This is a genomic window from Caenispirillum salinarum AK4 (assembly GCF_000315795.1).
Classification (GTDB): Bacteria; Pseudomonadota; Alphaproteobacteria; order Rhodospirillales; family Rhodospirillaceae; genus Caenispirillum; species Caenispirillum salinarum.
In genome coordinates this window covers 86,887-107,204 of record NZ_ANHY01000008.1, presented here as the reverse complement: position 1 = coordinate 107,204, position 20,318 = coordinate 86,887, and the positions used below count along the sequence as shown (strand labels likewise).

Sequence of the window (20,318 nt, the reverse complement as noted above, 5' to 3'; positions counted from 1 at the left end):
GCCGCGAAGACCTGCCGCAGAAAGAGGTGACACAATGAGCAAGGTGATCGGCATCGACCTTGGCACCACGAACTCGTGCATTGCCGTGATGGAGGGCAAGGACCCCCGCGTTATCGAGAACGCGGAAGGCGCCCGCACCACCCCGTCGATGGTTGCCTTTACCGAATCGGGCGAACGTCTTGTCGGCCAGCCTGCCAAGCGCCAGGCCGTGACGAACCCGGAAAACACGCTGTTCGCCATCAAGCGCCTGATCGGCCGTCGCTACAGCGACCCGACCGCGCAGAAGGACAAGGACCTCGTCCCCTACAAGATCGTCGAGGGCGACAACGGCGATGCGTGGGTCGAGGCCCAGGGCGAGAAGTACGCCCCCAGCCAGGTGTCGGCCTTCATCCTGCAGAAGATGAAGGAGACCGCCGAGTCCTTCACCGGCGAGACCATCACTCAGGCCGTGATCACGGTTCCGGCCTACTTCAACGATTCCCAGCGCCAGGCCACCAAGGACGCCGGCAAGATCGCCGGCCTGGAAGTGCTGCGCATCATCAACGAGCCGACGGCCGCGGCGCTCGCCTACGGCCTGGACAAGAAGCAGTCGGGCACCATCGCCGTCTACGACCTGGGCGGCGGCACCTTCGACGTGTCCATCCTGGAAATCGGCGACGGCGTCTTCGAGGTGAAGGCCACCAACGGCGACACCTTCCTGGGCGGCGAGGACTTCGACCAGAAGATCATCGATTACCTGGCCGACGAGTTCAAGAAGGAGCAGGGCATCGACCTGCGCGGCGACCGCCTGGCCCTTCAGCGCCTGAAGGAAGCCGCCGAGAAGGCCAAGATCGAGCTGTCCAGCACCATGCAGACCGAGGTGAACCTGCCGTTCATCACGGCCGACCAGTCGGGTCCGAAGCACCTCAACATCAAGCTGACCCGCGCCAAGCTGGAAGCCCTGGTCGAGGACCTCATCAAGCGCACCGTCGGCCCCTGCGACAAGGCGCTCAAGGACGCCGGCATGAAGGCCAGCGAGATCGACGAGGTGATCCTGGTCGGCGGCATGACCCGCATGCCCAAGGTCAAGGAGTCGGTGAAAAACTTCTTCGGCCGCGACCCGCACACCGGCGTCAACCCCGACGAGGTGGTCGCCATGGGCGCCGCCATCCAGGGCGGTGTGCTGAAGGGCGACGTCAAGGACGTGCTGCTGCTCGACGTCACCCCGCTGAGCCTCGGCATCGAGACGCTGGGCGGCGTGTTCACGCGCCTGATCGACCGCAACACCACCATCCCGACCCGCAAGTCGCAGACCTTCTCCACCGCCGAGGACGGCCAGACGGCGGTGACCATCCGCGTCTTCCAGGGCGAGCGCGAGATGGCGGCCGACAACAAGCTGCTGGGTCAGTTCGACCTGGTGGGCATTCCGGCCGCCCCGCGCGGCGTGCCGCAGATCGAGGTCACCTTCGACATCGACGCCAACGGCATCGTCAACGTCTCGGCCAAGGACAAGGCCACCGGCAAGGAGCAGGCCATCCGCATCCAGGCGTCCGGCGGTCTGAACGACGAAGACATCGAGCGCATGGTCAAGGAAGGCGAGGCCAACGCCGAGGCCGACAAGAAGCGTCGCGAGGCGGTCGAGGCTCGCAACCAGGCCGACACCCTGATCCACCAGACCGAGAAGAACCTGTCGGAATACGGCGACAAGATCTCGGCCTCCGACAAGGACGCGGTGGAGAAGGACGTGCAGGCGCTCAAGGACGTCCTGGACAGTGGCGACGCCGAGGCCATCAAGGAAAAGACCAACACCCTGATGCAGTCGTCCATGAAGCTGGGCGAGGCCGTCTACAAGGCGCAGCAGGGCGCCGAGGGCGAGGCCGGCGGTGCCGAGGGCGCCGAGGGTCAGGCGGGTGGCGGTTCCTCCTCCGACGAGACGGTGGTCGACGCCGACTTCGAGGAGGTCGACGACAAGAAGGACCAGAAGTAATCCTTCGCGTCACCACGGACGGGCCGACCTCCTCCCGAGGCGGCCCGTTCGTCCTTTCGCCTCAGACAGAAATGATTGACGAACGGCGATGAGCAAGCGGGATTACTACGAGGTTCTTGGCGTCTCCAAGGGCGCCGGTGCCGACGAGTTGAAGAAGGCCTACCGCAAGCAGGCCATGAAGTATCACCCGGACCGCAATCCGGGCGATGCCGAGGCGGAAGCCCGCTTCAAGGAACTCAACGAGGCCTACGACGTCCTCAAGGACGACCAGAAGCGCGCGGCCTACGACCGCTTCGGCCATGGCGCCTTCGAGGGCGGCATGGGCGGCGCGGGCGCGGGCGCCGGCGGGTTCTCCGACTTCTCCTCGGCCTTTGGCGGCGGCTTCGCCGACATCTTCGACGAGATGTTCGGCGGCGGCATGCGCGGCGGCGGTCGCGGACGCGGCGGCCCGGCGCGCGGCCACGACCTGCGCTACAACATGGACATCACGCTGGAGGAAGCCTTCCACGGCAAGAAGGCCACCATCCAGGTGCCGACCGGCGTGCAGTGCGAGGCCTGCGACGGCTCGGGCGCCAAGAGCGGCTCGGGGGTGAGCAACTGCGGCACCTGCGGCGGCATCGGCCGCGTGCGGGCGCAGCAGGGCTTCTTCACCATCGAGCGCACCTGCCCCACCTGCGGGGGCGAGGGCCAGGTCATCAAGGACCCCTGCGGCGAATGCGGCGGCACCGGGCGCCAGCACAAGGAAAAGACGCTGGAGGTCACGGTGCCGGCGGGTGTCGAGGACGGCACCCGCATCCGGCTCGCCGGCGAGGGCGAGGCGGGAATGCGCGGGGCGCCGCCGGGCGACCTGTACATCTTCCTGACCATCAAGCCGCACCGCATCTTCCAGCGCGACGGCGCCAACATCATGTGCCGCGTGCCCATTCCCATGACCACGGCGGCGCTGGGCGGCTCCATCGAGGTGCCGGCGATCGACGGCACCAAGGCGCGCGTGACCATCCCGGCCGGCACCCAGACCGGCCAGCAGTTCCGCCTGAAGGGCAAGGGCATGAGCGTCCTGCGCAGCCCGCTGCGCGGCGACATGTTCATCGAAGCGGCCGTCGAGACGCCGGTGAACCTGACCAAGCGCCAGAAGGAGCTGCTGGAGGAATTTGCCGAGGCCGGCGGGGAGAAGGACCAGAGCCCCGAAAGCTCCGGCTTCTTCAAGCGGGTCAAGGAACTGTGGGACGACCTGACCGACTGACGGTCAGGTCCGCCCCGCCGGGGAACCATCCGCCGAATACGCCGGGCTGGCCGCCGCGCCAGCCCGGCGTTTTTTTCATCCCTGCGGCACCGCCGCATCCTCGGGCGGAACGTCGGGCAGGTGGACCGTGAAGGTGGTGCCCACACCCACCTCCGACTCCACGTCAATGGCGCCGCCGTGGCGCTCCGCCACCCGCTGGCAGATGGCCAGCCCGACGCCGGTGCCGGGATACTCGCGCTGGCTGTGCAGGCGCTGGAACAGCTGGAAGATGCGGTCGAAGAAGCGCGCCTCGATTCCGATACCGTTGTCGGCCACCGCGATGGCCCAACCCGCCGTCTCCCGCCGCGCCGCCAGGACCACCCGCGGCGTGTGCCCCTCGGCCTGCGGCTGGTAGCGCAAGGCGTTGGATACCAGGTTCTGGAACAGCTGCACCATCTGCGCGGCATCGGCGGTGACCGTCGGCAGCGGCGTCTCGCACACCACCTCGGCGCCGCATTCGTGAATGACGCGGGCCAGGTTGTTGCGGACCGTCGCCATCACGCCGTCCAGGTCCACCGGCTCGAAGGGTGCGGCGCGGCTTTGCAGGCGGGAATAGGCCAGCAGGTCGTCGACCACCGCCGACATGCGGTGCGCTCCGGTCTCCAGGTAGTCGAACAGTTCCGCCATGTCGCCCGTCAACTGGCCGGCGGTCGTCAGCCGCCGGCGCAGAAGCTGGGCGTAGCTGGTCACCGTGCGGATGGGCTCGCGCAGGTCGTGGGCGGCGATGTAGGCGTAGCGCTCCAACTCGGCGTTGGAGCGCGTCAGTTCGTCGACGCTGCGGCGCAATTCCTCCTGCGCGCGCACCGTCGGCGTCAGGTCGGTCAGCACCGAGATGGCGGTGGGCGGGGCGTCCGGCTCGACGGGCGGCTGGATGCTCCAGTCCACGCGCACGCGGATGATCGAGCCGTCCTTGCGCGTCATGTCCGCCTCGTACCCGCCGGCGCGGGGGCCTGTGGCGGGGTCGAAGGTGTCGATCATCTGCTGAAGCTCGGCGGCCTTATCGCGGTCGGCCAGCAGGTCGAGCGTCCGACGCCCCACCAGGTCGCCCGGCGCGTAGCCGAACAGGTCGGCGTGCGCCGGGTTCTCCAGCAGGATGACGCCGCGCATGTCGATCTCGCGGATGCCGTGGGGAATGTGGGCCAGAAGGGTCCGCAGCCGCGTCTCGCTCGCCTCGGCGCGCTGGCGGGCCTGGATGATGTCTTCCACATCCTGGGTGACGGCGAAGATGTGCGGCTCGCCGTTGGCCTGAAACAGGCTGCCCGACATGTGGCCGTGGAACACCTCGCCGGAGCGGCGGCGGAAGCGGCAGAGCATGTTGCGCACCCGCCCCTCGCGCTGTAGCGCCCGGACGAAACGCTCCCGCTCGGCGGCGTCGTACCAGATGTCTTGCTCGAAGGCGGTGTGGCCCAGGACCTCGTCGACGGCCCAGCCCGACATCTCGGCGAAGCCCTGGTTGACCTCCAGGTACAGCCCGTCGCGCAGGCGGCTGATGGTGATGGCGCCCGAGCTTGTCGCGAAGGCAAGCGACAGAAGCTCGGCGTTGGCGGCGCCCGGCAGGGACATCGGGAAAGCAACTCCAGCAGGTCACTGGCGAAAAGCTTACGCCAGCCGCCGCCGAACACAAGGGAGTAGAAGTACAGGGCGGCGCTACGCCCAAGGAAGCACACGACTTGTGTGACTCGGTCACAGACCCCGCGACGGGACCGGCGCATGATCGCACCATCACCTGACACCATTGGGGCTGGAGGTTACCAACATGACCAAGAACATGGGCACCATCGACCGCGGCCTGCGCGCCGTCCTCGGCATCGTGCTGATCGCGCTGGCCGCCACCGGCACCGTCGGCTGGTGGGGCTACATCGGCGTCGTGCCGCTGCTGACCGCCTTCGTCGGCATCTGCCCGGCCTACCTGCCGTTCGGCATCAAGACCTGCAAGAGCGGCGGCGCCAAGCACGCCTGATCGCGCTGCTTCGCCGGACAGAAAAAGGCCCGCGCCGGACACTCCGGTGCGGGCCTTTCGCTGTTCAGACTGCCGGGATCACTCGGCGGTCATGGTCACCGGGAAGGGGGTTTCCGCCGTGCGGTCGGGCAGCTGCGGCACCTCGACCTCGGGGAATTCGCCGGTGGTGGCTTCCAGGAACGCGACGATGTCGTCGACCTGGGCGTCGGTCAGTTCCGCACCAAGCTGCGACACGCCCATGATGGCCACCGCCTGGCGCAGATCCCAGACCTGGCCGGAGTGGAAGTAGGGCGCCGTCAGCGCGACGTTGCGCAGCGGCACGGCGCGGAAGACGTATTCGTCCGTCGCCGTCTGGGTCACGGCGAAGCGGCCCTTGTCGTCCGGCGGCAGGACGTCGGCACCCGGCTTCTCGACGACGCCGAACGGATAGTAGTCCTGGCCGCCCAGGTTGACGCCGGCGTGGCACGAGGCGCAGCCCGTGTCGATGAAGGTCTGCAGGCCGCGCTTCTCCTGCTCGGTCAGCGCGTTCGGGTTGCCTTCGATATACTGGTCGAAAGGCGACGCCGGGGTGATGAGCGTGGCCTCGAACGCCTCGATCGCGCGGGCAACGTTGTCGAAGGTGACGGGGTCGTCGATGTTGGGGAAGGCACGCTCGAAGTGCGCCACGTACTCGGGCATGGACTTCAGCGTCTCGACCACCACGTTGGGCTTGTTGTTCATCTCCACGCCCGCCTGGATCGGCCCCTTGGCCTGCTCCTTCAGGTCGGCGGCGCGGCCGTCCCAGAACTGGGCGGCGTTCAGCACGGCGTTGTAGACCGTCGGCGAGTTGCGCGGACCGGCCTGCCAGCCGTGGCCGATGGAGGTCTCCAGGTTGTCGTCGCCGCCCATGGCGAGGTTGTGACAGGTGTTGCACGACAGCACCTGGCTGGCCGACAGGCGCGGATCGTGGAACAGCATGCGGCCCAGGTCGATCTTTTCGCCGGTCACCGCGTTGTCGCGCACGGCGGGAATGGTGCGCGGGATGGGCTCGAACAGGCCGTTGGCCTGCTCCATCAGCGCCTTGTCGTCAATCTCCTGCGCCTGCGCGCCGGTGGTAGCGACCGCAAGAAGCGGCAGCGCCGCGGCGGCGGCGAGCATGGACGTCTTGAACATTCGGGGCCCTCCTGTCTTATGGCCGAACGGCGCCCCTTCGCGCCGGCCCGGCTGGGTCTCGCGAAGGTCGGTGCGGGCGAACCCGCCGCCCCTCACGGCTGGCTCAAGGATAACCACATAAAATTCATGGATGTCCAGTACCCTGGAATTTTTCCAGTGAGAAACCAAGCCTGACGGGAAAACGCTCTCACAGCAAGTTCAGTTGTGCGCCGGGCCGCAGATGACAAGGGATTGGCGCGCCGACCGCGTGGATTGCAGCGGCGACGATGCTCCGATGGCACATGTCGGGATTGCGTTCCATGCATAACAGCGCGATATCGCGATGCGCGCATTCTTCGGCAATACGCGCGACGGAAGCAACGCCGGTGGCCGAGGCCAGGCGTGCGGCCATGATCGCCCGATAGGCTTGCATGTCGCCGGCCTTGGCGGCCTCGCGCCCGGCCTTTGGGTTGCCGAGCGCCTTGTCGTGACGATAGGCGACGCCGCGTGCCGCCAGCGCCTCTTCCAGGCGTCGACGGCAGAACTCGGGCCGGCGGGACCAGGGGTGGTCGCGCACGTCGACCACCAGCGTCACGCCGGCGCGCCCCAGTTCATCCAGAAATGCATCCAGGGAAGCCCCCTCGTAGCCGATTGTGAACAGCCCGGCCACGCGGCGCCCTCCCCTTGCGCCCCTACTCCCCCGCCGGCACGCCGGTGGTGGTGGAGTGCTCGAAGTGCAGGGCCTCGCCGGGGTGGACGTAGCCGAAGGCGGCATGGGCGGCCTGGGCGGCTTCCGCGAAGCCGGTCAGGATCAGCTTCAGCTTGTGCGGATAGCTGGCGATGTCGCCCACCGCGAAAATGCCCTTCTGGTTGGTTTCCGAAGTGGTCTGGTCGATGGCGATGGTGTTCTTCGCCCCCATCTCCAAGCCCCATTCGGCGATGGGCCCCAGGTTGGTGGACAGACCGAAGAAGGGCAACAGCGTGTCGGCCTCAAGCCGGCGCTCATTGCCGTCCAGGTCGCGGACGATGACGGCCGACAGCGTCGTGCCGTCACCCTCCAGCCGGTCGAGCTGGTAGGGCGTCACCAGTTCCACCTCGCCGGCTCCGTCCAGCGCCTTCAGCTTGTCGAAGCTGTCCGGCGCGCAGCGGAACTTGGCCCGCCGGTGAACCACCTTCACGCTCGCCGCCACTTCGGACAGCGAGATCGCCCAGTCCACCGCGCTGTCGCCGCCGCCGGCGATGACGATGTGCCTGTCGCGGAAGCTCTCGCGCCTGCCGACCATATAGAAGACGGACGTGCCCTCGTACTGCTCCAGGCCCTCCATGGGCGGGCGGTTCGGGCCGAAGGCGCCGACGCCGGCGGCGATGATGACCACCGGCGCGTCGATGACGGTGCCCTTGGACGTGGTCGCGCGCCACTTGCCCTCGGCCTCCAGGCGCTCCAGCCCCACGACCTGCTGGCCCAGGTGGAAGACGGGCTTGAAGGGCTCGGCCTGCTCGTGCAGCAGCTCGATCAGCTTGCCGGCGTCGACGCGCGGGAAGCCGGGGACGTCGTAGATGGGCTTTTCCGGGTAGAGCGCGGTGCACTGTCCGCCGATCTCGTCGAGCACGTCCACCACGTGACAGCCGATGCGGACCATGCCGCACTGGAACACGGTGAACAGGCCCACGGGCCCGGCGCCGATCACGATCGCATCGGTCTCGAAGGTCGTCTGCATGAGCGGGATGCCTGAAGCAATTCTGTAAGGGATACGGTCGCGCCCGACAATGGCCGCTGCGGGGCGGAATATCAAGCCCCGGCGGCGCAGGATCGGCCGTTGCACCCCGCCGCGGCCGGGACTAAAACGGGGGACCATGACTGATGACGCCGGCCCCGCCCTGTCCCTGATCTTGCCCGACGAGGCCGCCACCGCGCGCCTGGCCGAAGCGCTGGCCGCCGCGGCGCAGCCCGGCGACGTCATCGCCCTGCGTGGCGACCTGGGTGCCGGCAAGACCGCGCTGGCCCGCGCCTTCGTCCGCGCGCGCCTCCAGGACCTGACGGAAGAGGTGCCGTCACCCACCTTCACCCTGGTGCAGACCTACGAGGACCCGGAGACCGACGCGCTGGTCTGGCACTTCGATCTCTACCGCCTGGACAAGCCGGACGACGCCCTGGAACTGGACCTGGAAGACGCCTTCGCGGACGGCATCTGCCTGATCGAGTGGCCGGACCGCCTGGGCGGCTACCTGCCGCGCGGGCGCCTGGACCTGACGCTGACCATTTCCTCCGAGGCCGGCGGGCGCACCGCCGTGCTTTCCGGCCCGCCGCACCTGCTGGACGCCGCCAAGAATGCCTGACACGCTGCCCCCCGACCGCGCGCCCCTGGTGGCGGAGTTCCTGAACCGCCTGGGACGGGGAGACGCCGCCATCACGCTGCTGGCGGGCGATGCGTCCTTCCGCAAGTACTACCGCGTCGCCACGCCCGCGCACGGGGTGGAGGTGCTGATGGACGCGCCGCCGCCGCAGGAGGATATCCGCCCCTTCGTCCGCATCGCCCGGTTCCTGGAAGGCCACGGCTTTTCGGCCCCGCGCATCCTGGGGGAGGACGCGGAAAACGGCCTGCTGCTGCTGGAAGACCTGGGCGACGACACCTACACCCGCCTTCTGGCCAAGGGCGACCCGGCGGAGGAAGACCTGTATGCGCTCGCCGTCGATGCGCTGGCGGCCCTGCACAAGGTCGCCCCGCCCGCCGACGTGCCGCGCTACGACCTGGACAAGCTGCTGACGGAAGCCTCGCTGCTGACCGACTGGTTCATGCCGGCGGTGGGGCTGGAGCCGGACTTCACCGCCCGCGCCGCCTACCTGGCCGCCTGGCGGGATGCGCTTCAGGGCGCGTTCGCCGCTCCGCAGGACCTGGTGCTGGTGCTGCGCGACTACCACGTGGACAACCTGTTGCTGCTGCCCGAGCGCGAGGGTGCCGCCGCCTGCGGGCTGCTGGACTTCCAGGATGCCGTCATCGGACCGGCCGCCTACGACGTCGTGTCGCTGGTGGAGGACGCCCGGCGCGACATTGATGAAGACATGGCCGGGCGCATGGTGGCGCGCTACCTGTCCGCCTTCCCGCATGTGGACGAGGCCGCCTTCCGCACTGCCTTCACGGTGCTGGGCGCGCAGCGGCACGCCAAGGTGATCGGCATCTTCACCCGCCTGTGCGTGCGCGACGGCAAGCCGCAGTACCTTCGCCACATCCCCCGCGTCTGGGGCCTGCTGCACCGTGCGCTCGACCGCGAACCGGCGCTCGCCCCCGTGCGGGCCTGGCTCGACACCCACCTGCCGCCGGAAAAGAGGATCGCGCCCGCATGTCCGTGACCGTCCCCGCCCCCGCCGTTCCCGCCAAGGCCATGGTTCTCGCGGCGGGGCTCGGCACCCGCATGCGGCCCATCACCAACAGCATTCCCAAATGCCTGGTGAGCGTCGGCGGCCGGACGCTGCTCGACCGTGCGCTGGACCGGGTGGCCGAGGCCGGCGTGCCGACGGCCGTCGTCAACGTTCACCACCTTGCCGACCAGGTCCGGGCGCACCTGGAAAGCCGCAGCGAGCCGGCCATCAGCCTTTCCGACGAAAGCGGCGAATTGCTGGAAACGGGCGGCGGCATCGTCAAGGCGCTGCCGCTGCTGGGCGATGATCCGTTCTTCGTGCTGAACTCCGACTGCATTGTCCTGAACGGCGTGCGGCCGGCCCTTCTGAACCTTGCCGACGCCTGGAATGCAGAGCGCATGGACGCCCTGCTGCTGCTGGCGCGCTCCGTCACCGCCCACGGCTACGACGGGCTCGGCGACTTCTTCATGGACATCGAGGGCCGCATCCGCCGCCGCGAGGAAAACGAGGTCGCGCCCTACATCTACTCCGGCGTCATGCTGGTGCACCCCCGGCTGTTCCAGGATGCGCCGGAGGGCGCCTTCTCGCTGAACGTCCTGTTCAACCGCGCCATCGAGGCCGGGCGCCTGTTCGGCCTCTCCCACGACGGCGAGTGGTACCACGTCGGCACGCCCCAGGCGATCGAGGACACCGAGCGGCAACTGTTGCTGGGGGAAGACAGCACGGCCAGCGATCAGTAAGCTGTTCCCATCATTTCGGTTTTCGGGGGAACCTCGGTGACGTCCGTCCTGACCATCAGCCCGCACCGCCCCTTCCTGGACGTGCTGGCCGCCGGCATCCTGGAGGAGACGGGCGGCGACCCGCTGGCGCTGTCGGAGGGCATCATCCTGCTGCCGACGCGCCGCGCCTGCCGGTCCTTGCGCGAGTCCTTCCTGCGCCGGGCCGAGGGGCGGCCGATGCTGCTGCCGCGCCTCATGGCCTTCGGCGACCTGGACGAGGACGAAACCCTGTTCGCCGGCTTCCAGGGCGACGGGCTGGCCGCCGAACTGGACCTGCCCCCGGCCATCGAGCCCATGCACCGGCTGCTGGCGCTCACCCGCCTCGTCATGGCCATGCCGCTGGCGGGGACGGAGGAAAAGACCCCGCCGGAACAGGCCGCGCGGCTGGCGGTGGAGCTGGGCCGGCTGCTCGATCAGGTGCAGACCGAACAGGTCAGCTTCGACGGCCTGAAGGACCTCGTGCCCGAGGACTACGCCGAGCACTGGCAGATCACCCTGCGCTTCCTGACCATCCTGACGGAAGCCTGGCCCGCTTACCTTCAGGACCAGGGCCGGCTGGACGTGGTGGAGCACCGCAACCGGCTGCTGCAGGCGCAGACCGCCGCCTGGGCCGCCGCGCCGCCGAAAGGCTGGGTGATCGCGGCCGGCTCCACCGGCTCCGTCCCCGCTGCCGCCGGGCTGCTGAAGGCGGTGGCCGAGATGCCGCGCGGACGCGTGGTGCTGCCGGGGCTGGACACGCTGATCGATGACGGCGCCTGGGCGGAGCTGGAGCAGAGCCACCCGCAATACGGCATGAAGGGCCTGCTGGAGACCTTCGGCCTGACCCGCGCCGACGTGCCCGAGTGGTTCCCCGGCATCGGCGCCTCCGCCACCGCACGCTCCGACGGCCGCCCGGCCATTCATGCGGACCGCATGAGATTGATCTCGGAGGCCATGCGCCCCGCCCGCACCACCGATGCCTGGCGCGCCATGCCGCCCCTCGACCCCGCCGCGCTGGAGGGGGTGGAGCGGCTCGACTGCCCGACCCAGCGGGAAGAGGCCACCGCCATCGCGCTCATGATGCGCGACGCATTGGAAAGCCCCGGCCGCACGGTCATGCTGGTCACGCCCGACCGCGACATCGGCCGCCGCGTCGCCGCCGAACTGAAGCGCTGGGGCGTGGAGATGGACGACTCCGCCGGCCAGCCGCTCTCGGGCACGCCGCCGGGGGTGTTCCTGCGGCTGCTGGGCGATGCCGTCGCCGCCGATCTGGCGCCGCTGCCGCTGCTGGCGCTGCTCAAGCATCCGCTGGCCGGCGGCGGCGAGGCGCTGCGCACCTTCCGCGACAAGGTCCGCTGGCTGGAACGCCTCGCCCTGCGCGGCCCGCGGCCCGATCGCGGCATCGCGGGCCTGCAGGACGCACTCCGCCGCCACGCGAAGGAGCAGCGCAACGGCCGCACGAAGGAACAGGCGCTGGCGCTGATCCCCTGGCTGGACCGCGTCGGGGCGATGCTGGAGCCGCTGATGGCGGTGATGGCGCGCGAGGAGGCCACCGTGCCCGACCTCGCCGACGCCCACATGCGCGCGGCCGAGGCGCTGGCCGCCACCGACGAGCACGCCGGCCCGTCCCGCCTGTGGCTCGGCCCCGCCGGCGAGGCGGCGGCGAACCTGGCCGTGGACCTGGCAAACCACGGCGCCATCCTGCCCGCCCTCAGCCCCCGCACCTGGCCGGCGCTGCTGGATGCGCTGATGTCCGGCAAGCAGGTGCGGCCCGACTACAACCTGCACCCGCGCCTGTCCATCCTCGGCCCCATCGAGGCCCGCCTGATCCAGGCCGACCTTGTCATCCTGGCCGGGCTGAACGAGGGCACATGGCCGCAGGACCCCGGCCACGACCCGTGGATGAGCCGCCCCATGCGCGATGCGTTCGGCCTGCCCCGACCAGAGCGGCGCATCGGCCTGTCCTCCCACGATTTCGCCCAGGCCTTCTGCGCGCCGGAGGTGGTCGTCACCCGCGCCGACCGGGTGGAGGGCGCGCCGACGGTGCCCTCGCGCTGGCTGTTGCGCATCGAGACGGTGCTGCGCGCCGGCGGCCTGCACGCCGGCGACGGCCCGAGCCCCTGGCGCATGGCGCCGCTGCACTGGCTCGACTGGGCGGAGACGCTGGACCGCCCCGACGCCATCGCCGCCGCGCCGCGCCCGGCGCCGAAACCGCCGGTCGACGCCCGCCCGCGCCGCCTGTCGGTGACGGAAATCGAGACCTGGATGCGCGACCCCTACGGCATCTACGCCAAGCACGTGCTGCGCCTTCGCGCGCTGGACCCGCTGGACGCCGACCCCGGCGCGGCGGACTACGGGTCGCTGGTACACGACGCCCTGGAGCAGTTCATCCGCGCCCACCCCGACGACCTGCCGGCGGACCCTTACAGCCGCCTCATCGAGATCGGGCAGGAGGTGTTCAAGGAGCATCTGGCCCAGCCCGGAGTCTGGGCCTTCTGGTGGCCGCGCTTCCAACGCATCGCCGCGTGGTTCGTCAAGCAGGAGGCCGCCCGCCGCCCGCGCGTGCAGGAAATGCACGTGGAGGTGTCGGGCCAGACGGAACTGTCCGGCCCCGGCGGGCCGTTCGTCCTGCGCGCCAAGGCGGACCGCATCGACCTTCTGCGCGACGGCTCCCTCGCCATCCTGGACTACAAGACCGGCGCCCCGCCGACCGCCAAGGAGGTCGCCGCCGGCTACGCCCCGCAGCTTCCGCTAGAGGCCGTCATCGCGCAACGCGGCGGCTTTCCCGGCATCGCCGCCGGCAAGGCGGTGTCGGAGCTTCTGTACTGGCGCCTGAAGGGTGGCGACGCGGGCGGCGAGGAACGGGCGGCGCACAAGGACTCCGCCCCCGACCAGCTCGCCGCCGAGGCCCTGGAGGGGCTGGAGGGCCTGATCCGCGTGTTCGACAATCCCGAAACGCCCTACGAGGCGCGCCCGCACCCCGAGCACGCGCCCAAATATTCCGACTACCTGCATCTCGCCCGCGTGAAGGAATGGAGCGCGGGCGGGGAGGACGGCGCATGACCCACCACGACGCCAATCCCCCGGCCTTCAACCCGGAAGTTCCCCAGCGCCGCGCCGCCCGCGCCGACGCCAGCGTGTGGGTGGGCGCCTCCGCCGGCACGGGCAAGACCAAGGTGCTCACCGACCGGGTGCTGACGCTCTTGCTGGCGGGCACGCCGCCGGAAAAGATCCTCTGCCTGACGTTCACCAAGGCGGCGGCGGCGGAAATGTCCAACCGGCTGGCCGACAAGCTGGCGGTGTGGTCGACCATGCCCGACGCGGACCTGTTCAAGACGCTGGAAAAGCTGCTGGGCGAGGCCCCGCGCGACGATCAGGTGGCGCTCGCCCGCCGGCTGTTTGCCCGCGTGCTGGACGTGCCCGGCGGCATGAAGATCCAGACCATCCACAGCTTCTGCCAGGCGCTTCTGCGCCGCTTCCCCCTGGAAGCCGGAATCGCGCCGCACTTCGAGGTCATGGACGACCGCGACGCCGCCGAGGCCATGGCGGAGGCCCGCGACGACGTGCTGTCCCGCGCGCGATCGGGCACCGACCCGGAGCTGGCGGATGCCCTGTCGACGATCACCGCCATGGTGCACGAGGTGAAGTTTCCCGAGTTGCTGGTGGCCCTGTCCTCCCAGCGCGGGCGCATCCGCCGGATGCTCGACGCCCACGGCGGACTGGATGGCGCCGTCGCCGCCATCTGCGGTCTGCTGGAGGTGCCCGTGGGCGCACGGCCGTCGGACCTGCTGGCCGCCGCCTGTGCCGACGCCGCGCTGGACAGCGACGGCCTGCGCCTGTGCTGCACCGCCCTCGCCGGCGGCAGCGCCAAGGATGTGGAGAAGGGCGACGCGGTGGCGGCCTTCCTCAACGCCGCCGAGGGGCCGGCGCGGCTGGCGCTGTTCGATGCCTACAAGGCCGCCTTCCTGACTGCCAAGGACGAGCCGCGCAAGACGCTGGCGACCAAGAAGGTGCTGACGGCCCAGCCTCTGGCCGGCGACATTCTGCTGAAGGAGGCCGAGCGCCTGTGCGCCCTGTGCGCGCAGCTGAAGTCCGCCACCGTCGCCGCCGCCACCACCGCCCTTCTGCGCATCGCCGACGGTGTCCTCGGCAGGTACGAGGGCTGGAAGCGGGCGCGGGCGCGCATGGACTACGACGACCTGATCCAGACCGCCCGCCGCCTGCTGGAGACCGACGGACAGGCCGCCTGGGTGCTGTTCAAGCTGGACGCCGGCCTCGACCACCTTCTGATCGACGAGGCGCAGGACACCAACCCCGACCAGTGGGCCGTCGTGCGCGGCATCACCAAGGAGTTCTTCGCCGGGGCCGGCGCGCGGGACGAAACGACGCGCACCGTCTTCGCGGTCGGCGATCGCAAGCAGTCCATCTACAGCTTCCAGGGTGCCGACCCCGACGCCTTCGAGGCCATGCGCGGCCTGTTCGCCGACCATGTGCCGGCCTCCGGCGCCACCTGGGACGAAGTGCCGCTGGAGTTCTCCTTCCGCTCCACGCCGGCGGTGCTGGAGGCGGTCGACGCGGTGTTCAGCACCACGGGCTCGGCGGCGCAGGATGGTGTCGTGCTGCCCGGCGAGAACGTCCGCCACATCCCCTTCCGCCGGGGCCAGGCGGGGCTGGTGGAGGTGTGGCCGCCGGTCGTGCCCGCCGCCGCCGAGGAACCGGACCCCTGGAAGCCGCCCATCGAGCGCCTGCGCGCCGACTCCGCGCAGACCCGCCTCGCCCGGCTGGTGGCGAAGCGCATCCACCGCATGGTGACGGACAAGGAGCGGCTGGAGAGCGCCAACCGCCCCATCCGCCCCGGCGACATCATGGTGCTGGTGCGCCGGCGCGGGCCGTTCGTCGAAGACCTCGTCCGTGCGCTGAAGGAACTGGACGTGGAGGTGGCCGGCGTCGACCGCATGGTGCTGACCGAGCAGATGGCCGTCATGGACCTGATGGCGCTGGGCCAGTTCCTGCTGCTGCCGGAAGACGACCTGACGCTCGCCTGCGTGCTGAAAAGCCCGCTCATCGGGTTGAACGAGGACCAACTGTTCGACCTGGCCCACAACCGTGGCCCCTTGAGCCTGTGGGACGCCCTTGCCAAGCGCCAGGGCCGGGCGGATGCGTTCGGCGAGGCCTATGCGGTGCTGTCGGACCTGCTGGGCCGGGCCGACTTCCTGCGCCCGCATGAGCTGTACGCGCATGTGCTGTCCGGGCCGCTCCAGGGCCGCCGCCGGCTGCTGTCGCGCCTGGGATGGGAGGCCGAGGACCCCATCGACGAGTTCCTGTCCATGACGCTCGCCTACGAGCGCGGCCATGCCCCCAGCCTGCAAGGCTTCCTGCACTGGTTCGAGACCGGGGCCACCGAGATCAAGCGCGACCTGGAAAGCGGCGACCGCGATGCCGTGCGGGTGATGACCGTCCACGGCTCCAAGGGCTTGCAGGCGCCGGTGGTCTTCCTGCCCGACACCATGCAGGTGCCCACCGCGGGCCCGACGCTGCTGTGGCACGGAACAGACGATGCCGACCGGCTCATGCTCTGGCCGCCGGGCGCCGACCACACCGACGCCGTCTGCCAGGAGTTGAAGGACGCCGCCAAGGCCGCGCGCGAGCGGGAATACCGCCGCCTCCTCTACGTCGCCATGACGCGGGCCGAGGACCGGCTGATCGTCTGCGGCTGGGAAACCCGCAAGAGCCGCCCCGACGGCTGCTGGTACGACCTGATCCGCAGCGCCCTGGACCCGCTGGCCGCCACCGCCGACGACCCGTTCCTGGCCGCCGAAGGCGAGACCGAGGGGGCCGAGGTGCTGCGCCTGACCTCCGACCAGACCGCCGAGCCCGACCGCGCCCGCGAGGCCCGCGCGGAAACCGACCACCGCCGCGCCCCGCCGGACTGGCTGCGCCGGGCGCCCGACGCCGAGCCCCGGCCGCCGCGCCCGCTCACCCCCTCTGCCCCGACCGTGGAGGACCCGCCGGTGCGCTCGCCGGTCGGGCAGGACGCGACGGCGGAGCGCGTGCGCTTCCAGCGCGGCCGCCTGATCCACCGCCTGCTGCAAAGCCTGCCGGACATCCCCGACGGGGCGGCGCGGGCCGAGGCGGCGCGGCGCTACCTGGCGCGGCCCGCATGGCAGCTTCCCACTGCGGAGCAGGAGCAGATCGCCGCCGAGACGCTGGCCGTCATCGCCGAACCCGCCTTCGCCGCCCTGTTCGGACCGGGCAGCCGGGCGGAGGTGCCGGTGGTCGGGCTGGTGGGCCGGCATGTGGTCTCGGGCCAGGTGGACCGGCTGGTGGTAACGGACGACGAGGTGCTGGTGGTCGACTACAAGACCAACCGTCCGCCGCCGGAAAAGGTCGACGACGTCTCGGAAGGTTACCTGCGGCAGATGGCCGCCTACCGCGGCGCGTTAGCGGACCTGTACCCGGGCCGCCCCGTGCGCTGTGCTCTGTTGTGGACGGATGGACCGCGCCTCATGGAGTTGCCACCCGGCCGCCTGGATGACCTGATCGAGGACATGGCGAGATGACCCGCCGCGCCACCGCTTCCGCCTCTCCCTCGGCCGTCCGGCCGGAGCCGCTGATCCAGGTCCGCGATGCCGAGCCCTTCGACGAACCGGGATGGCGGGCGTTGTGGCGCGACTACGTGCGGTTCTACGAGGCCGACGTGCCCGAGCGCATCACCGCCCACACCTGGGCGCGCATTCTGGACCCCGCCTCTCCGGTGGACTGCCTTGTGGCGGTCGCGCCGGGCGGGGAGCGGGTGGTGGGCTTCGCCGTCACCATCCTGCACGAGGGCACCTGGACGGATCGGCCGGTGTGCTACCTTGAAGACCTCTATGTCGTCCCCGACATGCGGGGAAAGGGCGTCGGCCGCCGCCTGATCGAGACGCTGGCCTGCCGCGGGCGGTCGCGGGGCTGGCACAGGCTGTACTGGCAGACGCACCACGACAACACCGAGGCCCGGGCGCTGTACGACCAGTTGGCACGCCTGACGCGCTTCGTTCGTTACGACCTTGATCTTTAGAGTTCGGACCGGCCGCTATCGCCCCCGGGTTGACGCGGGTGTGGCGGCTTTCTAGAGTCCATGCGAGAATTGAGCGGTTCACGGTCCGCTTCACGGATTGCGAAAGGAACGGTTTACATGAAGCAAGTCACCGACGATTCGTTCGACGCCGACGTCCTGCAGTCGACGACTCCCGTCCTTGTCGACTTCTGGGCGGAATGGTGCGGTCCGTGTCGCCAGATCGCCCCGGCGCTGGAGGAAATCTCCACCGAGATGGCGGACCGCCTGACCGTCGCCAAGGTCAACATCGACAACAACCCCATGACTCCCAGCAAGTACGGCGTGCGCGGCATTCCCACGCTGATGCTGTTCAAGGACGGACAGGTCGCCGCCACCAAGATCGGCGCCCTGCCCAAGAGCAAGCTGGTGGAATGGGTGGAGCAGTCGCTCTAACCCACTCAGGCCAAAGGCGGAAATTCCTCCGCCGGGCTATATCTTAAGGCAGCCCGTCGCCCCCGCGCGACGGGCTTTCTTTTGCTCACGGAACGGAATAAGATCGCTCACACCGTTGTCACAGAACATCTGTTTCCCTGGGAAAAGGCACCAGTCACGGCGAGTCACAGCCGCTTGTGCGCAGTGCTCCCAACGCAACCGACCGCAGTAATCGGCGTTCGGCTAGCGTCGGGACCGTCGGGTCGAATGGCTCGCGTGGCTCGGTATCTTGCACTGTTCTGTAATCACGTCGACAACGGACATGACCACATACATCCCGCGTCTTCTCGGCGGCATCAGCCGCCGTGCCCTTCTGTCTGGCCTGGCCGCGACCGCCCTGGCGCCGTCGGCGCTTGCCGCCGCGACCCCCGCCCCGCGCATGGACGCCGCCGCGGCGCCGTCCGCCAAGGTGACGCCGCCCGCGCCGCCGGCCGGTCCGTTCTCCTATGACTGGCTGGTGGGCGAGGCCCGGCGCCTGGCCGCCGCGGCCCACCAGCCCCACGACGGCGACATCCCCGACGTGCTGGCGGACCTTGGGTACGACCAGCACCGCGACATCCGCTACCGCCCCGACCGGGCCCTGTGGCGCGGCGCCAGCCCCTACGAGGTGCAGTTCTTCCACCTGGGGTCCTATTTCGACCGGCCGGTGCACGTCTACGACGTGACCGCGGGCACGGCGGAGCCGGTGGCCTACGACTCGGGCGCGTTCGACCTGGGCCGCAACCGCTTCGACAAGCCCCTGCCCGAGGGCCTGGGCTTTGCCGGCCTGCGGGTGCACTACCCGCTCAACGATCCCGAGGTGCTCGACGAGCTGCTGACCTTCCTCGGCGCCAGCTATTTCCGGGCGCTGGGCCGCGGCAACCGATACGGCCTGTCGGCGCGCGGCGTGGCGATCGACACCGCCCTGCCCGAGGGCGAGGAATTCCCCGCCTTCACGCGCTTCTACGTCGCCCGCCCGACCGAGCGCGGCAAGCCCCTGATGATCCACGCGCTGCTGGACGGGCCGAGCCTCACCGGCGCCTTCCGCTTCGAGGTGCGACCGGGCACGGCGACCACCATGGAGGTCACCGCCCGCCTGTTCCTGCGCGAGGACATCAAGCGCCTGGGCCTGGCGCCCCTGACCAGCATGTTCGAGCACGGCCCGGGCGACCCCAAGGATGGCACCGACTACCGTCCGCGCGTGCACGACAGCCAGGGGCTGCTCATGCACACCGGCAGCGGGGAATGGGTCTGGCGCCCCCTGCGCAACCCCAGCACGCTGGCGCTGTCGGCCTTCCAGGACGGGACGCCCAAGGGCTTCGGCCTGATGCAGCGCGTGCGCCGATTCGACGACTACGAGGACCTGGAGGCGCGCTACGACCTGCGTCCGTCGCTGTGGGTGGAGCCCAAGGGGGACTGGGGCAAGGGCGCCGTGACGCTCATCGAGATTCCCACGCCCGACGAGACGCACGACAACATCGTCGCCTTCTGGACGCCGGAGAAACCCGCCAGGGCCGGCGAGGAAGTCACGCTGCGCTACGTCCTGCACTGGGGGCTGGAGGGGCCCAACCCGCCACTGGCCACCGTGCGCGAGACCCGCGTCGGCGCCGGCGGCGTGCCGGGCCAGCGGGGCGAAGCCGACAGCCGAAAGATCGTGCTGGATTTCGTCGACGGTCCGCTCGCCGAACTTCCGCCAGAATCTCAGGTGACTGTGGTGCTCGAGGCATCGGGGGTGGAAACCACCCGGCCCGTCATCCAGCACAATCCGGTGACCGGGGGACGCCGCGTGTTCTTCGATCTTCCCGCCGCCGGCGACAGGCCGGCGGAACTGCGCTGCCGGCTGACCGACGCCGACGGCACGGTCCTTAGCGAAACATGGAGTTTCCAATGGTCCCGGCTCTGACATCGGCTCCCGGTGAGCCGCATCCGCACGAACAGGTGGATCGGTTCTGGCGCGGCATTGCCGAAGGCACCGCCGCCTACCTGCGCACCGGCCACGCGCTGTCGGCCCTGGAGGCCGGCAGCCGCGCCGCCGCCGCCGTCACCGCCATCCGCGCGGGCTGCGGCGGCCTGCCCGACCGCGAGCACGCCATGGCCGAAGCGCTGGAACTGGCCCTCGACGACCTGACGGGGCCGGAAGCGCCGCTGTCGACAGGAGCGGGACCGCGCCACCGGCCGCGCCCGCCCGCCCTGCCTGCCCGCGGACTCACCATGGAAAAGCAGCCGCTGCGCCCGGTCATCCTGGCGCCCTCGCCGCGCGACCAGGCGATGCGGCTGTGGAGCATGGTCGCCGTCACGCTGCTGGTCCCCGGGCTGGCGGCGGCGCTTGCGCTCATCTGACCGTCGCGCACCTCGG

At 70.1% G+C, this 20,318-nt stretch carries 16 protein-coding genes; 12 read left to right on the top strand and 4 right to left on the bottom strand.

What is annotated here, in order from left to right:
* The first annotated feature begins 34 nt into the window (after positions 1-34).
* Together dnaK and dnaJ are read left to right on the top strand one after the other, a co-directional pair.
* A complete protein-coding gene (dnaK, locus tag C882_RS10140) occupies positions 35-1,966 on the top strand; it encodes a molecular chaperone DnaK (protein ID WP_009540504.1) in 1,932 nt (643 codons plus the stop codon).
* Positions 1,967-2,054: 88 nt separating this feature from the next.
* On the top strand, positions 2,055-3,209 hold the full coding sequence (gene dnaJ / locus C882_RS10135; protein WP_009540503.1) for a molecular chaperone DnaJ: 1,155 nt from the start codon (positions 2,055-2,057) through the stop codon (positions 3,207-3,209).
* A gap of 75 nt (positions 3,210-3,284) precedes the next feature.
* Here dnaJ and C882_RS10130 read toward each other — a convergent pair whose 3' ends face one another.
* Positions 3,285-4,811, bottom strand: coding sequence for a sensor histidine kinase (locus tag C882_RS10130; protein WP_009540502.1), 1,527 nt, complete (start codon positions 4,809-4,811; stop codon positions 3,285-3,287).
* Between the two features lie 193 nt (positions 4,812-5,004).
* Between C882_RS10130 and C882_RS10125 the strand changes: the two genes are divergently transcribed.
* Complete coding sequence (locus tag C882_RS10125) at positions 5,005-5,208, top strand: YgaP family membrane protein (RefSeq protein ID WP_009540501.1); 204 nt, start codon at positions 5,005-5,007, stop codon at positions 5,206-5,208.
* A 78-nt stretch (positions 5,209-5,286) separates the two neighbouring features.
* On the opposite strand, the gene C882_RS10120 is transcribed toward C882_RS10125, so the two are convergent.
* The 3 genes from C882_RS10120 to C882_RS10110 form a co-directional block, all read right to left on the bottom strand.
* A complete protein-coding gene (locus C882_RS10120; RefSeq protein WP_009540500.1) occupies positions 5,287-6,360 on the bottom strand; it encodes a cytochrome-c peroxidase in 1,074 nt (357 codons plus the stop codon).
* A gap of 187 nt (positions 6,361-6,547) precedes the next feature.
* Entirely contained in the window at positions 6,548-7,009 is a 462-nt protein-coding gene (locus C882_RS10115) for a DUF488 domain-containing protein (RefSeq protein ID WP_009540499.1), read from the bottom strand.
* Between the two features lie 22 nt (positions 7,010-7,031).
* Complete coding sequence (locus tag C882_RS10110) at positions 7,032-8,057, bottom strand: NAD(P)/FAD-dependent oxidoreductase (protein ID WP_043644766.1); 1,026 nt, start codon at positions 8,055-8,057, stop codon at positions 7,032-7,034.
* A gap of 136 nt (positions 8,058-8,193) precedes the next feature.
* Between C882_RS10110 and tsaE the strand changes: the two genes are divergently transcribed.
* The 9 genes from tsaE (at position 8,194) to C882_RS10065 (ending at position 20,302) form a co-directional block, all read left to right on the top strand.
* Positions 8,194-8,676: a tRNA (adenosine(37)-N6)-threonylcarbamoyltransferase complex ATPase subunit type 1 TsaE gene (tsaE, locus tag C882_RS10105; RefSeq protein ID WP_009540497.1), complete on the top strand. Its 483-nt coding sequence runs from the start codon at positions 8,194-8,196 to the stop codon at positions 8,674-8,676.
* On the top strand, positions 8,669-9,688 hold the full coding sequence (locus C882_RS10100) for an aminoglycoside phosphotransferase family protein (protein ID WP_009540496.1): 1,020 nt from the start codon (positions 8,669-8,671) through the stop codon (positions 9,686-9,688). The genes tsaE and C882_RS10100 overlap by 8 nt, the downstream gene beginning before the upstream one ends.
* Positions 9,679-10,437, top strand: a complete 759-nt coding sequence (locus C882_RS10095) for a nucleotidyltransferase family protein (RefSeq protein WP_009540495.1) — start codon at positions 9,679-9,681, stop codon at positions 10,435-10,437. The genes C882_RS10100 and C882_RS10095 overlap by 10 nt, the downstream gene beginning before the upstream one ends.
* A gap of 36 nt (positions 10,438-10,473) precedes the next feature.
* Positions 10,474-13,518 (top strand): double-strand break repair protein AddB, encoded by a 3,045-nt coding sequence (gene addB, locus C882_RS10090; RefSeq protein ID WP_009540494.1) that lies wholly within the window; start codon positions 10,474-10,476, stop codon positions 13,516-13,518.
* A complete protein-coding gene (gene addA, locus C882_RS10085) occupies positions 13,515-17,015 on the top strand; it encodes a double-strand break repair helicase AddA (protein WP_009540493.1) in 3,501 nt (1,166 codons plus the stop codon). Before addB ends, addA begins: the two co-directional genes overlap by 4 nt.
* Positions 17,012-17,512, top strand: coding sequence for a GNAT family N-acetyltransferase (locus tag C882_RS10080; protein WP_009540492.1), 501 nt, complete (start codon positions 17,012-17,014; stop codon positions 17,510-17,512). Before addA ends, C882_RS10080 begins: the two co-directional genes overlap by 4 nt.
* A gap of 117 nt (positions 17,513-17,629) precedes the next feature.
* Positions 17,630-17,944, top strand: coding sequence for a thioredoxin TrxA (trxA, locus tag C882_RS10075; protein WP_009540491.1), 315 nt, complete (start codon positions 17,630-17,632; stop codon positions 17,942-17,944).
* Positions 17,945-18,245: 301 nt separating this feature from the next.
* Positions 18,246-19,865 carry a glucan biosynthesis protein gene (locus C882_RS10070; protein ID WP_009540489.1) on the top strand — a complete coding sequence of 540 codons (1,620 nt, stop codon included), beginning with the start codon at positions 18,246-18,248 and terminating at the stop codon, positions 19,863-19,865.
* A complete protein-coding gene (locus C882_RS10065; protein WP_009540488.1) occupies positions 19,850-20,302 on the top strand; it encodes a hypothetical protein in 453 nt (150 codons plus the stop codon). Before C882_RS10070 ends, C882_RS10065 begins: the two co-directional genes overlap by 16 nt.
* Positions 20,303-20,318 lie beyond the last annotated feature (16 nt).

What these genes read in the sequence shown, in the direction of transcription:
- C882_RS10070 (WP_009540489.1), top strand. Translation starts at nt 18,246, where the DNA reads ATGACCACATACATCCCGCGTCTTCTCGGCGGCATCAGCCGCCGTGCC.
- dnaK (WP_009540504.1), top strand. Translation starts at nt 35, where the DNA reads ATGAGCAAGGTGATCGGCATCGACCTTGGCACCACGAACTCGTGCATT.
- C882_RS10120 (WP_009540500.1), bottom strand. Translation starts at nt 6,360, where the DNA reads ATGTTCAAGACGTCCATGCTCGCCGCCGCCGCGGCGCTGCCGCTTCTT.
- C882_RS10100 (WP_009540496.1), top strand. Translation starts at nt 8,669, where the DNA reads ATGCCTGACACGCTGCCCCCCGACCGCGCGCCCCTGGTGGCGGAGTTC.
- C882_RS10065 (WP_009540488.1), top strand. Translation starts at nt 19,850, where the DNA reads ATGGTCCCGGCTCTGACATCGGCTCCCGGTGAGCCGCATCCGCACGAA.
- C882_RS10110 (WP_043644766.1), bottom strand. Translation starts at nt 8,057, where the DNA reads ATGCAGACGACCTTCGAGACCGATGCGATCGTGATCGGCGCCGGGCCC.
- addA (WP_009540493.1), top strand. Translation starts at nt 13,515, where the DNA reads ATGACCCACCACGACGCCAATCCCCCGGCCTTCAACCCGGAAGTTCCC.
- C882_RS10080 (WP_009540492.1), top strand. Translation starts at nt 17,012, where the DNA reads ATGACCCGCCGCGCCACCGCTTCCGCCTCTCCCTCGGCCGTCCGGCCG.
- C882_RS10125 (WP_009540501.1), top strand. Translation starts at nt 5,005, where the DNA reads ATGACCAAGAACATGGGCACCATCGACCGCGGCCTGCGCGCCGTCCTC.
- trxA (WP_009540491.1), top strand. Translation starts at nt 17,630, where the DNA reads ATGAAGCAAGTCACCGACGATTCGTTCGACGCCGACGTCCTGCAGTCG.
- C882_RS10095 (WP_009540495.1), top strand. Translation starts at nt 9,679, where the DNA reads ATGTCCGTGACCGTCCCCGCCCCCGCCGTTCCCGCCAAGGCCATGGTT.
- tsaE (WP_009540497.1), top strand. Translation starts at nt 8,194, where the DNA reads ATGACTGATGACGCCGGCCCCGCCCTGTCCCTGATCTTGCCCGACGAG.
- dnaJ (WP_009540503.1), top strand. Translation starts at nt 2,055, where the DNA reads ATGAGCAAGCGGGATTACTACGAGGTTCTTGGCGTCTCCAAGGGCGCC.
- C882_RS10130 (WP_009540502.1), bottom strand. Translation starts at nt 4,811, where the DNA reads ATGTCCCTGCCGGGCGCCGCCAACGCCGAGCTTCTGTCGCTTGCCTTC.